Below are 16,483 nucleotides of genomic sequence, written 5' to 3' on the forward strand. Positions count from 1 at the left end.
TGATTTTTAATTTTTTTCAATGTTTGCGTCTGAATGCTGTCTTTTCAAGAAGTAAATGATTATAAGTGGTTGTATAATTAGAATATATTAAATTGCTAATAACGAAAAAAATAGTATTTTGTATACGTATATTTTAAAGTATGCGTAAATTTGCAATCCAAATTTTTAATAAATAATAATTGATTATGTATCATTCAAAAATAGCTGGTTTAGGATATTATGTTCCTTCCAATGTGGTGACTAACGATGATTTGTCTAAGATAATGGATACCAATGATGAATGGATTCAGGAAAGAACTGGAATTCAAGAAAGAAGACACATCATTCGTGGAGAAGACACCACGACTTCAATGGGAGTAAAAGCAGCTAAAATTGCAATAGAGCGTTCTGGTGTTGCCAAAGAAGATATTGATTTTGTAGTTTTTGCTACATTAAGTCCAGATTATTATTTTCCAGGACCAGGTGTTTTGGTTCAAAGAGATTTAGGTTTAAGAACAGTTGGAGCATTAGATGTTAGAAACCAATGTTCTGGTTTTGTTTATGCACTTTCTGTTGCAGACCAATATATTAAAACCGGAATGTATAAAAATATTTTGGTAATTGGTTCTGAGGTTCACTCTACAGGATTAGACATGACTACTCGCGGACGCGGTGTTTCGGTAATTTTTGGAGATGGAGCAGGAGCGGCAGTTTTGAGCCGTGAAGAAGACTTAACAAAAGGAATTTTATCAACTCATTTACATTCAGAAGGAGAACATGCTGAAGAGTTAGCTTTGCAAGCGCCAGGAATGGGTGCGCGTTGGGTAACAGATATTATTGCAGACAATGATCCAAATGACGAAAGTTATTATCCATATATGAATGGACAGTTTGTGTTCAAAAATGCAGTAGTTCGTTTTGCAGAAGTAATCAATGAAGGATTAGAAGCAAATGGGCTGCAAGTTTCAGACATTGATATGCTGATTCCACATCAAGCAAATTTGAGAATTTCACAATTCATTCAAAACAAATTTAAATTAACAGACGACCAAGTTCACAACAACATTCAGAAATACGGAAATACAACAGCAGCATCTATTCCGATTGCTCTGACAGAAGCTTGGGAACAAGGAAAAATCAAATCTGGAGATACTGTAGTTTTAGCAGCTTTCGGAAGTGGATTTACTTGGGCTAGTGCTATTATTAAATGGTAAAATAATCATCTTACATTTATATTTTTTAAAACCTGCTTCTTATTGGGAGCAGGTTTTTTTATAAATTGCGTACTCAAACCTAACAGGTTTTAAAAACCTGTTAGGTTTCATTTGGAGAAAAACTATTTAAATCAAAATGAAAAAAAATCAACTGGAAATAGCTTGTTTTAATTATGAATCGGCATTAATTGCTCAAGCAAATGGCGCGGACAGAATTGAGTTATGTGAAAATATGAAACTGGGAGGCACTACTCCAAATTCTATTTTGGTAGTGAAAGTGCGTGAAAGTTTGAATATAAAAATGCATGTCATTATAAGACCTCGCGGAGGAGATTTCGTTTATTCGGATGAAGAGCTTACCGAAATGAAGCAAGATATTAAGCACTATAAAAAGCTGGGGGTTGACGGTTTTGTTTTTGGAATCTTAAAAGAAAACGGAAAAATAAATAAAAAGCAAAATAAAGAATTAGTGCATTTGGCGCACCCATTATCTTGTACTTTTCACCGTGCTTTTGATGTGGTAAAAAATCCCGAAAAATCGCTTGAATCTATCATTGACTGTGGTTTCAAAACAATTTTAACTTCTGGGCAAGGTGTAAATGTCGAAGAAGGCATTCAGGCTTTGGCTAGACTTCAGGAATTGGCAGGAGATAGAATAGAAATTATGCCTGGTGGCGGCTTGCGATCTTCAAATATAAAATTACTGCAAGAAAAATTAGATTTAACTTTTTATCATTCTTCTGCGATCACAGATAATTCTGAAATTGCCAATCCAGAAGAAATAAAAGAATTACGCAATTTTTTATAGATTAAAATTTGTTGGGTGATATTACCAAGCTACTTAATTTACTCTGTGTAAATCTACTTTAATCTTTTTTAAATCTGCGTGAAAAATTATTTTCAAAATTATTTTTAGTAGAATTAAATAAAACAAAAAAAGTCTGGAGTTGGCAAGCTCCAGACTTTTTTTCTACAAGAAATTATTCAAAAATTATTTAAAAAATCTTCTCAGACAAGGTTAGAACATTCCGCCCCCGCCTTTGTTAGTATTGTCATCTCTTTGTTTACGCTGTAAATTTTTGATTTTTCCACCACCAAAGTTGTAAGTCAGACCAAAGTAAACCGTTTGACTTTCCCATTTAAACTGACCAGCTTGTGGATATGGATTCTCAGTATCGAAAGCATATTTCATTGTATTGAAAACGTCATTGAAACGAACACTTAAATTCATTTTGTTGTCTAACAATGTGTAGCGCGTACCAATATCCATTTTGTACATTTCGTGGCTATTGTTTTGAAGTCCGTCTGTAGCGCCTCTGTAGAATCCGAAAGCTAAGAAGCTTAAACGTTTGTTTACTTTAAAGTTAGAGTTCATACGTCCATTAAATGCAGAAACAGTAACTGTTTTGTTTTTAGGCCCAATTTCATTTTTTTCTGGAATAAAACCATATATAACTCCTGATTGATCAATACTAGAAAAATCAATCGATGGCTGAATATCCCACCATTTTGTGATTTTATAATTGAATGACATTTCAAATCCGTAAGCTGTATTATGATCAAAATTTGTAAAACTCATGATCTGTTTTTGCCCGCTTGTATCCGTAGGGTCTGGATATAAAATTCTACTAATTTGATCATTAATGCTTCTCACAAAAACACCCGCTGTAAAACTTCCTTTTTCAAGGGTTTTAGTATAATTTAACTCGACAGAATTGGTAAACTGAGGTCTTAAATCAGGATTTCCTATTGAAGTCACCAATGGAGTAGCAAATTCACGAATAGGTTTTGTCTGCTCTAAACTCGGACGGTCAACACGACGGCTGTAGCTTAACTGTAAAGTATTTTTCTCAGTGATATTGTATGTTAAATAAGCTGATGGATACAAAGTAATGTAATCATCGTCAAATTTATCTTTACCATAATTTAAGTTGGCTTGAACTTTATAGCTTTCAAAACGTGCACCTACTTGATAGCTTAGTTTTTTGAATTTTTGCCCAAATGTTACATAAGCAGAATAAATATCTGTGTCATAAGTATAGTGAGACATTTGATCTGCAACAGGTAGCAAAGGATTTCCAGTAATATAATCATTTTCTGTTCTTGTAATTCTTGCTTCCGCACCAGCTTCAAGCGTTGTTTTTTCGTTTAACGGATTAACATAATCTACGTTTATTGTGCTTAATTTTCGGGTTCCTTTCAAATAATCTTCATAGAAGACATTCCCTGCAGTATTGTCTGTTTTTCTCGTTTCAGTATCAAAAGAAGCATTTTGAGTTTCTTTATTGTCACTGTAGTTGGCTTCAAAATCTAAAGTGTGACCTTCTTTTTTGAAAATGTGTTTGTATGCTAAATTGTATGTCCCAACCTGATCTGGCCCCCAATATCTTGATTTTTGAAAGATATTCGAAATATCAGAACCGGTTACATTATTGTAATCAATATCAGTATCTACATAACCTTTTCCTGTAGATTTATTCTGATTAGTATAGATAGATAAAGTATTGTGATCATCGATTAAATAATCCATTCCGATTTTGTATAAGTATGAATCATTATCATTCAAAACATCTATTTTTTGGGTAATATCTTCATCAAATCTTTGAATGAAACCTTTATTATGGTATTTTCCAAAGTTTTGTCCCACGTTTCCGAAGAAGTTTACTTTTCCAGTTTTATAGTTTAAATCTAAAGACTGATTGTATTTTGCCGTTTCACCAAAAGTAATACCGCCACTGTAGCTTCCGTTAAAACCAGTGTTTGCATTTTTATGCAAAATAATATTAATGATTCCAGACATTCCTTCTGGATTATACTTGGCGCTTGGGTTAGTGATTAATTCAATTTTCTTGATAGAAGTTGAAGGAATTTGTTTCAATAACTGAGCAGGATCAATATTTGTTGGACGTCCGTCAATTAGCACACGAACATTGTCATTTCCGCGAAGCGAAAGTTTTCCGTCCTGATCTACATTCACAGAAGGGATATTATTCATGATATCTGACGCCGAAGCTCCAGCGGTAGTTAGATCTTTACCAACATTCACCACTTTTCTATCGATTTTTTGTTCAATAGTCGAACGTTCAGCAACGATATTTACACCTTTAAGTTGTGTTGCTTCTTCTTCAAGAGCAACATTTATAGTTGCCGTTTTTTTGTTTTCGCTCAAAAGCACAGAACCGATATATTTTCTAAATCCTATATATTGAATTTCGATCGTATAACTTTTTAAAGCAATATTTTTAAATGAAAAGTCCCCGTTATCGTCTGTGTTTACGCCAGAAACTACTTTTCCATTTTCTTTTAGTGAAACTGTTGCATAAGAAATGGGTGCGTTGTTTGACTTTTCTGTAATTTTTCCAGAAACACTTCCAGTATTCTGGGCCTGTGCAGTTGCGATTATTCCTAATAACGCAAACAGAAAGAATTTTAATTTCATGATTTTTTTACTGATTATTTTTTGATTTGATTGATGATGATTTCGTTTTGTTAGTTTTTCTTTTTTTTGTTTTTTCCTGACTTCAAAAAATTAAAGTCTCTATTAAGACTCTTTTACGGTTGATATGTTACAAGAAATTCTAGAAAAAAATATATTTTTTTTCTCATTGGCTGTTTTGTAAGAGATTAGGGTTTTAATTTTTTGATAATTTTAACAATTAAAAAATGCTCTTTTTTGTCAAATTGCAACTCTTTTCTTTAATTTAATATGTTTTTGATTTTCTCTAATTGATGAATAAGCAGTATCTTTGCTCACTTTAAAATAAGTTTACATGTCATTACAACAAATTCTTACACCTTCTATACAAAAAGCAATACAAGCATTATTTGATGTTACTGTTGATAAAATCGAGTTTCAAACTACCAGAAAAGAGTTTGAAGGAGATATTACAATGGTAATTTTCCCTTTGCTAAAAGTGATTAAAAGCAATCCGGCTGAATTGGGAAATAAAATTGGAAATTATTTAGTTGAAAATGTTTCTGAAGTTGCCCGTTTTAATGTAGTTTCTGGTTTTTTGAATATTGTAATTTCAGACAGTTATTATGTGAATTTCTTTAACGGAATAAAAGACCAAAAACAATTCGGATTTGTGGCTCCAAATCCAGATGAAAAAGCAGTTATGGTAGAATATTCTTCTCCAAACACTAACAAACCTTTGCACTTAGGACACGTTCGTAACAATTTGTTAGGATATTCTGTTGCAGAGATTTTAAAAGCCTCAGGTAAAAAAGTATACAAAACGCAAATTATCAACGATAGAGGAATCCATATCTGTAAATCGATGTTGGCTTGGGAGAAATTCGGAAACGGAGAAACTCCTGAGACTTCTGGTTTAAAAGGAGATAAATTGGTTGGTAAATATTATGTAGAGTTTGATAAAGCATACAAAAACGAAATTAACGGTTTAATCGAAACTGGAAAAACAGAAGAGGAAGCCAAAAAGCAAGCTCCAATTATTATCGAAGCGCAAGATATGCTTAAGAAATGGGAAGCTGGCGACGAAAAAGTGATTGCACTTTGGAAAAAAATGAACGAATGGGTTTATGATGGTTTTGCTACAACTTATACGAATCTTGGAGTTGATTTTGATAAATATTACTACGAAAGCAATACATATCTATTAGGGAAAGATGTTGTTCAGGTAGGTTTAGATAAAGGAGTTTTTGAAAAAGATCCAGATGGCTCTGTTTGGATTGATTTGACAGACGAAGGACTTGACCGTAAAATTGTTTTGCGTTCTGACGGAACAGCGGTTTACATGACGCAAGATATCGGAACAGCGATTCAGCGTGTAAAAGATATGCCAGATGTTGGAGGAATGGTTTACACTGTTGGAAATGAGCAGGATTATCACTTTAAAGTGTTATTCTTAATTCTTAAAAAATTAGGATTTGACTGGGCTTCCAGTTTATATCACTTATCATACGGAATGGTAGATTTGCCTTCTGGAAAAATGAAAAGCCGTGAAGGAACTGTTGTAGATGCTGATGATTTGATGCAAGATATGACCGATACAGCAAAACAGATTTCAGAAGATTTAGGAAAACTAGACAGCTATTCTGATGAGGAAAAAGCTAAACTATATAAAACAATTGGTTTAGGAGCTTTGAAATATTACATTTTAAAAGTAGACCCTAAAAAACGTATTTTGTTCAACCCAGAAGAATCTGTAGATTTTGCTGGAAATACAGGACCGTTTATCCAATACACATACGCGAGAATTCAGTCCATAATCCGTAAAGCCGATTTTGATTTTTCTAATAAAATTGAAATTGAAGAATTGCACGAGAAGGAAAAAGAATTGGTAAAACAAATCGAGCTTTTCCCAGAAGTAATTCAGAATGCGGCTCAAAATCATAGTCCGGCATTAATTGCGAATTATACTTACGATTTAGTAAAAGAATACAATTCTTTTTATCAATCAGTGCATATATTAGGAGAAGTAGATTTAACGAAAAAAATATTCAGAGTACAGCTGTCTCAAAAAGTAGCCGAAGTAATTAAATCGGCATTTCATTTGCTAGGAATTGAAGTTCCAGAGAGAATGTAAAAAAAATACAGACCTAGTTAAGGAAGAAAAGCCAGTAGTTTTAAACTATTGGCTTTTTTTATTGCTTTTTTGGCTTTACCGGCATTTCTGTAGTTTCATTCTTAGATAATTTTGCACTGGCTTTGTAAGTGTTACAATGCAAGTGATAAATTCCAAGTCAATTTATATTCTTCAAATATTCATTTTTAACTATTTTGAATTAGTACGCTTTTAGTTGAGATGAAAAGAATGAAAAAACCATCTATATACTGGATGGTTTTTATTCTTAATTAAAGTTCAGTAATTAATTTCCTACTCCGATAAGCTATCATAAAAACCTTTTTTTAATATCTCATAAGTTATTTAGTACACAATTTGTAGTATTAATATTTCAAATTATTATGTTAAAAGTAAATCTATTCTTGTTAAAATTATTTAAATTTTTTAAGTTCGCCCTCTCTAATTAAAAAAACAAAATAATGAAACAAAAATTAAAAGGACTTATGATGCTTTTTTTCATTCTGATTCTGCAGTCAAGCATTGCTCAGGAGAAAAAAATTACAGGAGTGGTTTCGGACAATGCGGGAATACCTTTGCCTGGTGTTAGTGTCTTAGTTAAGGGTACAAAATTGGGAACTCAAACTGATTTTGATGGAAAGTATATGATTAAGGCATCATCAAATCAAGTGTTAGTGTTTAGTTACATTGGAATGAAAACTAGTGAAATTACGGCAAATTCATCAGTTATAAATGTAAAAATGTTAGATGCAGGAGCGCAAGAATTAGAAAGTGTTGTTGTCACTACTGCCATGGGGATTAAAAAACAAAAAAGATCTCTTGGTTATGCTACTTCTAGTGTAAGTGCCAAAGATTTGACTGATGTTACCAATGTTAATGTATTTGAATCCCTTTCTGGAAAAGTAGCGGGTGCAGATATAACAACACCTGCACAAGCAGGAGCCTCCTCTAAGGTTGTTATTCGAGGTTTTAATTCATTATCCAATAGCAGTCCGCTATATGTTGTTGATGGAACACCTATCAATAATAGTAGTAATGGTGGCGGTACAACAGCCGATGGGAAATCAATTAATAGCACTAGAAGTTTTGATGCTGGAAATGGTATTAGTGATTTAGATCCAAATAATATTGAGAGTATGTCAATACTAAAAGGCGCGGCAGCATCTGCTTTGTATGGATCAAGAGCTGCAAATGGAGTAGTTTTAATTACTACAAAATCAGCAAAGAACAAATCAAAAATTAGTATCGATTTTTTAACTTCAACAGACTTTAATCAAGTGGCAAGAGTGCCACATTTACAAAATGAATTTGGACAAGGATGGAGTGGGCTTTCTTATTCAACTTGGTCTGGAGTTGCAAATGCCAATAATACCGCAAGTAATGAAAATGGTTCATGGGGAGCAAAATATAATGGAGAAGTAAGACCTTGGGGCGCTATAATTAATGGTGTTCAGCAAGCTAAACCGTATGTTGCTTTACCTAATAACATTAAAGATTTTTACACAACGGGTACAACATTTACAAATAGTATGCGTATAAGTGGAGGCGGCGAAAATTCTAATTTCTCTTTGAATGCTTCTACAGTTAATTCAGACGGTATTTTTCCAACAACAGCAGATGCTTATAAAAGAAATACTTTAGGAATTAATGCTGGAATTTCGACAGGCAAATTTACTGTAAGAACGAGTGTTAACTATATAAACAAGAATCAAAATGTAGTTAATACTGGTCAAGGTGGTACTGAAGGAGGTACAGTTGCACAAGCATTGGCGCAAACTCCTAGAGATATTGATGTTGTTGGATTAAAAGATTATAAAAATAATCCATACAATACGCCAAGTAATCTTTACTCTCCATATGTAGATAATCCATATTGGGATTTGCAAGAGAATTCAACAAACATTAAAGGAAATCGATTTTTCGGAAATGTAAATTTGAGTTATAAAATTACTGATAAATTAACGGCAACGTACCAAATAGGAGGAGATTACAGAAATGAAAAAATCAAATCATATGGTGCAATAATGGATTATTTTCCAGGATCTGCAAATGCTGATGCTTCAAAAGCACCTGTAGTGGGTGGTGTTACAGAAAAAACAGCAGAAAATATTGAAACAGATACCAATTTCAATTTGACGTATGTTACTCCAGTTGGCAAAGATTTTTCTTTTAATGGAATGATTGGATTTAATACTAACCAAAGAAGCGGGGCTTCATTAAAAGCAAATGTTACAAATTTAGATGTTCCAAACTTCTACGAATTATCAAATTCAATATTGTCACCTATTGTTGTTCAAGATGATTATTTAAGAAGAAGTTATGGTGTGTTTGCTTCTGTTGAAGCTTCATATAAAGAAAAAATTTATCTTACGGTAACAGGTCGAAACGACTGGACATCGACACTTCCGCAAGGCAAAAATTCCTATTTCTATCCTTCGTTAAGCTTAAGTGGAGTTGTCTTAGACAATACCCAGCACTTTGTTAAATTAAGAGGTAGTATTGCTTCAATCGGAAATGATACAGGGTATTATCAAACAAAAAGTTCTATGATTCCTGCTAATGCTGCATTAGGATTTGGAAATATTCTTCTTCCAATCGGTGGCGTAAACGGATATGAGTTAAGCGGAAATTTAGGTAATCCAAATTTAAAACCAGAAAGAACCACCGAATATGAATTAGGTTTTGAAAGCAATTTTTTTAACAAAAGGGTTAATCTAGATTTCTCAGTGTACCATAAAAAAACTACTGACTTATTATTTTCTAGACCATTAGCAGCTTCTACAGGATTTACATCACAGACAGATAATATTTTAGATCTTCAAAATAGAGGTGTTGAAGTGGTTTTAAACGTCGTGCCAGTTAAGGTAAAAAAAATCCAATGGGATTTTACCACTACATTTTCTAAAAACGTATCAAAGGTTCTTGATATAGCTTATGGCTTAGATAAACTGACTTTGGCATCTATGTATGGAGTAAATTTCGTTGCAGAAAAAGGACAGCCTTTAGGTATGTTTACTGCCTTCACCCCTAGGTTAACGCCAGACGGACGACCAATTGTTTCTCCTAGTACAGGTTATTATACTGTTGGAAACGATCAAAGTAATGTTGGTACTTCGCAGAGAAAGTTTGTAATGGGATTGCGAAATAACTTTAAATATAAAAACTTCACATTAGGTACTAGTTTTGATTGGAAACAAGGTGGTAAAATGTATTCTTATACAAAAAGAATTAACGAATTTTCTGGAAATGGTATAGAAACAACCTTCAATGACAGGAATACTTATATTATACCAAACTCTGTAATAGAGGTAAAAGATGCGACAGGAAATATTACTTATGCTGAAAACACAGTACCAATGACCACAAGTAAAGTGACTAGCTTTTGGAATACTTCTTCAAACCCTGGTATAGAAGCTGGACATGTTATCGATAAAACATTCATTCGTTTGAGAGATTTGTTTTTGACATATAACGTTCCGACGACATTCGTGCAAAAATTTAAGATTGCAACTGCGAGTTTAAGTATATATGGGAAAAATCTTTTTATGTGGACACCAAAAGCTAATCCTTATGTGGATCCAGAATTATCAACATATGGAGATGGATTGTTGAGTGAAGCTGGAGAATTTGCAACGAATCCTTCTCAAAGATCTTATGGAGCAAGTTTTAAAGTAACATTCTAAAAAAATATAAAATGAAAAAAATTATTATAAACATACTGATTTTATCTACTGTATTCATAGGATGCAGTACTGATTTGGATATTAACCAAGATCCAGATCTTTTGACTCCAGAAAAGACTCCGTTAGCAACACAACTTCCTTCAGGAATTATTGGTATTGTTGGTGCCGAAGGAGGTATAATGTCAATAATAGGAGGTTTTTGGGCACAATATTACACGCAGTCATCAGGTGCTAATCAATTTAGAAATATAGATTCTTACAATATTACGACAAATGACTACAATTATGCATGGACCACTATGTATGATGGACTTAGCGATATAAGAATGATACAGAGAAAGGCTTTAGCTGAACAAAATTGGAATTATTATTTAATAGCTACCACTTTATACGTTCAAGCATCTCAAATAATGACAGATTTTTATGGTGATATTCCTTATGAAGAAGGATGTAATCCAACGATATTGACTCCTAAATTTAATACTGGTCAAGAAGTATATGAATTGATGATTAAAGACTTGGATGATGCACTTTCTAAAGATTTAAAAGTTTCAAAAGGAGCTGTTCCTGGTAAAGATGATTTCATTTTTCTTGGAAATATGACACTTTGGAAGAAATTTGCCAACACACTGAAATTAAAAATTTACATCAGACAGTCAGAAAAAAACAAAGCGATTTCAGACAGCGGGATTGCATCTTTACTTAATGATCCAAATGTTTCTTTCTTAGATACTGATGCTGCGGAATCTAATTTTACAGGATCACCGAATTATGAAAATCCTTTGTTTGAGTTTAATTATAAATTAAATACGAGAACAAATATAAGAATGAGCAGAACATTGGGACAGTTTTTAACTGATAAAGCTGATCCAAGAAAAGATCCGTTTATTTATTGGAATCCTGCAAATACTAGTCCAAAAGCTTATGTTTTTCAAGATCAAGGAAATTACGACGTAAATTCAAGTTTAGGATATGCAAAAGGGCCGACAAATTCGTCTATACCTGCTGTTATTTATGATGGGGCTAAAAAGCCAGTCTATTTATTGTCATTAGAAGAAAGTTTGTTTTTACAAGCAGAGGCGTTAGAAAGAATTGGTTTAAGCGGGAAAACAAAATATGACGCTGCAATAGTCGAAAACTTCAGAAAAAATGGTATTAACTCTACAACAGCAAATAGTTTTATTAGTGGGACGTACGCTTACCCTGAAACAGGTACATTCGATGAAAAATTAGAGGCAATTATTGTTCAAAAATGGGTAGCTAGTTTTCCAGAAAATGGATTTGAAGCTTTTTTTGAGAAAAATAGAACAGATTATCCGAGAACTTCTCCAGTGGCTCAAAACATTTCAAGTTATGTAGGTGGCCAATTTGCTTTTTCTGCAAGTCCAGATGTTGTAGTTCCTTATGGAACTTTTCCAAAAAGAATTCCTTATCCCCTATCTGAAAGAAATTATAATCCAAATACTCCTGAATTGCAAGCCGCAACAGTGAAAATTTGGTGGAATAAATAATAAAAAAAACAAATTATTGAAAATGAAAAATTTAAAAAACAATATTATAAAAATACTTTGCGGTATTCTTGTCTCGTTTTCATTTGCGTCTTGTGATGCAGGTGGTGATCCTGAAGCAGGAGGTACGACTACGCAAGACTTTGCGGGGGATTGGTTTATTAATGTAAAGGTGGAAGGGGTAAGTAAGTTTATCAGGTTTTCTACCTACAATACGTCAGCAGACGACAATACTATGTTTATTGATGATAATGGTTTGTCTCAGACTAAACCTACGTCGCAACTTTTGAAAGCCAAATATTCAATTAATTTGAGTACAGGAAATTTTGCGTCTGATACAAATACTCCAAATCTGAGACAGACTAATCAAACTGTAACGATTACAAATGGTAAAATTGAAAAACAGGCAGGAACATCAAAAGGAGGGCATACTGTCGATAAAATTTCATTTACTGTTGAGTATAGTAATGAACCTGGTGTTAAGTATGATTATGTTGGAACAAAAAGAACAGGTTTTAAAGAAGATGAATACTAAATGTATTTAAGTAAAAAGCTGGTAATTTAAGTTACCAGCTTTTTCAATTTATAGAACATTATTGCTGCAAATTTATCCATATTACCACCTTATAGGATTCTTTAGTTTCTGTTTTAAATTTAGCAATACAACAAAACCCGAAGGTTTTTAAACCTCCGGGTTTTTCGTTTTAACAACCAATTCTAATTACTTAACAAATTTGTCAATGATTTTATCTGTTTCTGCTTTTGCAGTATCTGGTTTTAAATCAAATAAAAGAGAGTAAAGTGCTTTTCTATCAACTTTTGCCTCTAAGTTTAAGTCTTGATGTCTGTCAAAAAGAGTTTGCCATTTATCGCGAACGTTTTTCCATAATGCATTATTTTCTTTCCACCATTTTTGAGCAGCAATGCATTTTACATCTGGAACTTTAGTGTAAACATCAAATCCTTTTTCTTGAGCTAGTAAAACATCTTTCCCAGTATCGTCGCGAACTAATTTATCATTGTCTTGTTCGTGATTCCATCCTGTTGCAGTGATTTCGTGAATATTTCTTCTTTTCAAAACATTATAATCGTTACGTTTTGTTTGCTCTCTTCTCGGAAGTGGAGCATCAGCAACGTTTGCCCAATAATCTTGTCCGTCAACATGTACCCAAGTTGAAGATCCCTCATATCTTGGGCTATCATCTACCTGATATACTTTTTGAGTCCACTGACCTTTAACGGCTTTTTTGTCTAATTTCTTGTATTTCCAAGAATTGCCTTTATCAAAAGTATATAAGTCTGTGTTTTCGTATAGCCAATCTTGTCTCCAGTGTTTGATAATCATATCGTCGCTTACAATCAATAAGTGCTGCATCACAATTTTGTTAGGAGTGTCTTCTAATAACTCTACCCATTCCAAGGCAGATTCGTGTTTCGTTTCAGAAGGTTTATAAGTAAGAGAATCTTTTGGATATGAGAAAGTTTCTGTGAAGTTAAACTTTACCTCATAACAACCACACATTGATTTAATAGATTTTATGTCTTGTTGTTTTTTGTCCTGACTAAAACCAAGACCACATGTTAAAGCCATAGCGGCTGACAAAAAAAGGCTTTTTGAAATCATAACTTATTGTTTTGTTTAAATTTTCGCAAATATATAAATTTTATTTAGAACAATTAAAAATAGTTATATATTTGCATAGATTATTAAGACTGAATAAAAATAATGAATTTTAAAATAACTCTTTTTACTGTTGTGCTTTTTTGTCAAATTTCTGTTTCTCAAGAGGTTCAAAAAGATAGTGTCGAAACAAATGAATTATCAGAAGTTAAAGTTACTACTGCAACTAGAACGGAAAGAGTGCTTTCGTCATTGCCTTTACCAATGACAATTATTACATCTGAAGCGATTATGAAGTCAGGCGTTACAAGATTAAATGAAATTTTAAGCGAACAGACCGGTATTATTTTAATTCCAGACGAAAGTGGTTTTGAAGGAATTCAAATGCAGGGATTGGATGCCGCTTATACCATGATTTTAATTGACGGTGTACCATTAGTAGGGAGAAGTTCTGGTGTTTTAGATTTATCAAGGGTTTCAGTAGGGAATATAGAAAGAATCGAAATTGTTAAAGGCGCTTCTTCTGCATTATATGGTTCTGAAGCAATGGGAGGAGTGATAAACGTAATTACAAAAAGACCAAAAAAAGATATGTTTACAGGTAGTCTTTCTTATCGATATGCAACTTTTAACACCAGTGATGCCAATACAAATTTGCTGTGGAAAAAGAAGAAATTCTCAGCTAATCTTTTTGCTAATTTTTATTCTACAGAAGGTTATGATTTAGATAAAAGTACACCGTTAAAGAATCTAGAACCATTTTACAATTTTACTATTCAGCCTAAGATATATTACGACTTTTCGGAGAATCTAAAATTAATTGTGAATAACCGTTTTTATGATATGAAAATGGATAATAGAGCAATTATAGATTCTGAAAACTATACGGGGGACGCCAAAGAGAAAGAATGGAATTCGCAATTAAAATTTGAACATAAATGGAGTTCGAAAGTATATTCTGAATATGAATTTTATGCTACAAACTATCAAAATGATTCATTTTTAAAAGACCAGAATAATATCGTTTTTGAAAGTGCCTATTACAATCAATGGTTAATTCGACCAGAACTTCGAACAACAATTTCTCTGAAAAATGATAAACTAACTGGTGGAGTTGGATTAAATTATGAGACTCTAGACAGGACTTATTTTGAGAAACAAGTCAATTTTAATTCGCAATATCTTTATCTTCAATATGATTACAATCCGACAGAAAAATGGAATGTTCTTGCTGGATTTAGATATGACAATCATAGTGAATATGCTTCACAGTTTAGTCCGAAACTAGCAGTCAACTATAAGGTTAATGAAAACTTTTCTCTTAAGTCTTCCGTGGGCTATGGATATAAAGCGCCAGATTTTCGCCAATTGTATTTTGACTTTACAAATCCATCAGTTGGATATACGGTTTTAGGATACAACGTTGCAGAAGATCGCTTAGATCAACTTGAAGAACAAGGACAGCTTTTGTCAAGAGTTGACGGGGTAAGTTTTGGTGAGCCGTTGAAGCCAGAAAGCTCAATTAATGTCAATTTTGGAACTTTTTATAAGAAAAATAAATTAAGATTGGACGTCAATGCTTTCTATAATTCAATAGAGAATTTAATTGATACTCGTGTTGTTGCTCAAAAAAATAATGGTCAGAATGTCTTCAGTTATTTTAATATCAGTAAAATTTTCACCTACGGTTTAGAGTTTAATTCAACTTATGATTTTACAAAACAATTATCAGTATCATTTGGGTATCAGTTTTTAACAGCAAAAGACAAATCTGTTCTGGATAATTTCGAAAATTACCAATACATCCGCAACTCAGATTTGCAGACCATTCAGATTAAAAAATCCGATTATTTTGGATTGTTTAACAGATCAAAACATACTGCCAATGTTAAGTTAGCCTACACTATACCTAAAATTAAGACCGACATTAATTTGCGTGTTTTTTACAGAAGCAAATACGGAATGTTTGATACAAACGGTAATCAGATACTTGACAAATATGACACATTTGTCGATGGCTACTTTTTAACAAACCTGTCAATTTCAAAATATATCGCAGATAAATTTATGCTTCAAGCTGGAGCCAATAATCTATTTGATTTTACAGATCCTAGCCAAATTAGCAATTTGGCAGGTCGACAGTTTTTTGCACGAATTCAATATAATTTTTAATCAATATTTATTTAACACCATTTTCAAAATGAAAACAAAATTCTTAAAACTTTCGCTTTTAGCATTATTTATTTTTACAGCATCTTGTAGTAGCGATGACGATAAAAATGAAGTAGTGCCAGTAGTAACTACAAAAGTTTCTAATATTGCTGCACCGCAGACAGGCGGGCAGGGACAACCAGCAGGTGGAGCATTTGCAAAATTTAGTTTTTCTCAAAATAAGTTGGTAACAGATAATAGCTGGGATATTGCTTTCCGTGGGACTACAATCATTGTAAATGGAGGAGCTAAAATTGGTCTTACAGATGAACCAGAAAGAACAGGGTCTGGCGCAGTAAGTATTGTATCTGGAACATTTGCTAGTATTACTACATTTCCTGCGGCTAGTACTTTTGCTCAAGATGCAGCTGCTGTTTATTCAATTCCAACAGGAAGCGGAAAAGGTTGGTATTCTTATAATGCAGAAACTCATATTATTTCTCCTATTGCAGGAAAAGTATTTGTAGTAAAAACACACGATGGTAAATATGCAAAATTTGAAATATTGAGTTATTATAAAGATGCACCTGCAAGTCCAACATTAACTTCTGAGTCGCCATACTACACTTTTAATTTTGCTTACCAAGCAAACAGTACCACTACATTCTAATAAAAACTAATAATCTCGAATAGATTATTTTATATAGGGTACTTTTAAAAACATCAAAAATCTAGTCAATCATTAGCTTTGTTTTTTTTATTTTTTTTTGATAAGGAGGTT

The 16,483-nt window shown here is 32.8% G+C and carries 10 protein-coding genes; 8 read left to right on the top strand and 2 right to left on the bottom strand.

Features of this window, described 5'->3' with window-relative positions; translation table 11 throughout:
• Positions 1 to 185 precede the first annotated feature (185 nt).
• Together FF52_RS08085 and FF52_RS08090 are read left to right on the top strand one after the other, a co-directional pair.
• Positions 186 to 1,193 carry a 3-oxoacyl-ACP synthase III family protein gene (locus FF52_RS08085; protein WP_008464493.1) on the top strand — a complete coding sequence of 336 codons (1,008 nt, stop codon included), beginning with the start codon at positions 186 to 188 and terminating at the stop codon, positions 1,191 to 1,193.
• A gap of 136 nt (positions 1,194 to 1,329) precedes the next feature.
• The gene (locus tag FF52_RS08090) at positions 1,330 to 2,001 is read left to right on the top strand and encodes a copper homeostasis protein CutC (RefSeq protein WP_008464494.1); all 672 of its coding nucleotides are present in this window, start codon (positions 1,330 to 1,332) and stop codon (positions 1,999 to 2,001) included.
• 210 nt (positions 2,002 to 2,211) lie between these two features.
• Here FF52_RS08090 and FF52_RS08095 read toward each other — a convergent pair whose 3' ends face one another.
• Positions 2,212 to 4,632, bottom strand: a complete 2,421-nt coding sequence (locus tag FF52_RS08095) for a TonB-dependent receptor domain-containing protein (RefSeq protein WP_008464496.1) — start codon at positions 4,630 to 4,632, stop codon at positions 2,212 to 2,214.
• A gap of 331 nt (positions 4,633 to 4,963) precedes the next feature.
• Between FF52_RS08095 and argS the strand changes: the two genes are divergently transcribed.
• From argS to FF52_RS08115, 4 genes are all read left to right on the top strand, one after another.
• Complete coding sequence (argS, locus tag FF52_RS08100) at positions 4,964 to 6,742, top strand: arginine--tRNA ligase (RefSeq protein ID WP_008464497.1); 1,779 nt, start codon at positions 4,964 to 4,966, stop codon at positions 6,740 to 6,742.
• A gap of 458 nt (positions 6,743 to 7,200) precedes the next feature.
• A complete protein-coding gene (locus tag FF52_RS08105; RefSeq protein ID WP_008464499.1) occupies positions 7,201 to 10,422 on the top strand; it encodes a SusC/RagA family TonB-linked outer membrane protein in 3,222 nt (1,073 codons plus the stop codon).
• Positions 10,423 to 10,433: 11 nt separating this feature from the next.
• Positions 10,434 to 11,933 carry a SusD/RagB family nutrient-binding outer membrane lipoprotein gene (locus FF52_RS08110; RefSeq protein ID WP_008464500.1) on the top strand — a complete coding sequence of 500 codons (1,500 nt, stop codon included), beginning with the start codon at positions 10,434 to 10,436 and terminating at the stop codon, positions 11,931 to 11,933.
• A gap of 22 nt (positions 11,934 to 11,955) precedes the next feature.
• Positions 11,956 to 12,465, top strand: coding sequence for a lipid-binding protein (locus FF52_RS08115; RefSeq protein ID WP_008464502.1), 510 nt, complete (start codon positions 11,956 to 11,958; stop codon positions 12,463 to 12,465).
• Between the two features lie 186 nt (positions 12,466 to 12,651).
• On the opposite strand, the gene FF52_RS08120 is transcribed toward FF52_RS08115, so the two are convergent.
• Positions 12,652 to 13,554, bottom strand: coding sequence for a DUF6607 family protein (locus FF52_RS08120; RefSeq protein WP_008464503.1), 903 nt, complete (start codon positions 13,552 to 13,554; stop codon positions 12,652 to 12,654).
• 102 nt (positions 13,555 to 13,656) lie between these two features.
• Between FF52_RS08120 and FF52_RS08125 the strand changes: the two genes are divergently transcribed.
• Together FF52_RS08125 and FF52_RS08130 are read left to right on the top strand one after the other, a co-directional pair.
• The gene (locus tag FF52_RS08125) at positions 13,657 to 15,723 is read left to right on the top strand and encodes a TonB-dependent receptor plug domain-containing protein (protein WP_008464504.1); all 2,067 of its coding nucleotides are present in this window, start codon (positions 13,657 to 13,659) and stop codon (positions 15,721 to 15,723) included.
• 28 nt (positions 15,724 to 15,751) lie between these two features.
• Positions 15,752 to 16,372, top strand: coding sequence for an HmuY family protein (locus FF52_RS08130; RefSeq protein WP_008464505.1), 621 nt, complete (start codon positions 15,752 to 15,754; stop codon positions 16,370 to 16,372).
• Positions 16,373 to 16,483: the final 111 nt, after the last annotated feature.

Source organism: Flavobacterium sp. F52 (assembly GCF_000278705.1).
Lineage (GTDB): Bacteria > Bacteroidota > Bacteroidia > Flavobacteriales > Flavobacteriaceae > Flavobacterium > Flavobacterium anhuiense.